At 69.5% G+C, this 279-nt stretch carries 1 protein-coding gene; it reads right to left on the bottom strand.

Translation table 11 applies throughout. The features are described 5' to 3' along the window. Nucleotides 1-215: hypothetical protein (locus D0817_RS26390; RefSeq protein ID WP_238160972.1), on the bottom strand; the 215-nt coding region annotated here is incomplete at its 3' end. Nucleotides 216-279: the final 64 nt, after the last annotated feature.

Raw genomic sequence — 279 nt, 5'->3', positions numbered from 1 at the left:
GCCGAGTGGGCGAGAAAGTAGCCGAGGAAGCCCGGCAGGCGCGAAAGGGCGGGCCATGCCTGGCCGGCCGAGGGCTTGCCGAGGTGCATGCTCAGCCCGGCGGCCAGAATGCAGGACGGCACGCCGAACCACCAGGCCGCCGGCCGCCCACCGCTGAGTATCCACCATACCGCGGCGAACACTGCCAGTCGCGTTGCGATTGCACCTGCTTCCATGATGAGCACCCGCGGTGGGAGTTGAGGGGAACGTGCCGGCGTGGCGCAGCTTACCGTCTGGCTG

Source organism: Flavobacterium cupreum (assembly GCF_003996965.1).
Classification (GTDB): domain Bacteria; phylum Bacteroidota; class Bacteroidia; order Flavobacteriales; family Flavobacteriaceae; genus Flavobacterium; species Flavobacterium cupreum.
The sequence above is the reverse complement of the archived record's forward strand: the minus strand, read 5'-3'. Positions and strand labels throughout refer to the sequence as shown.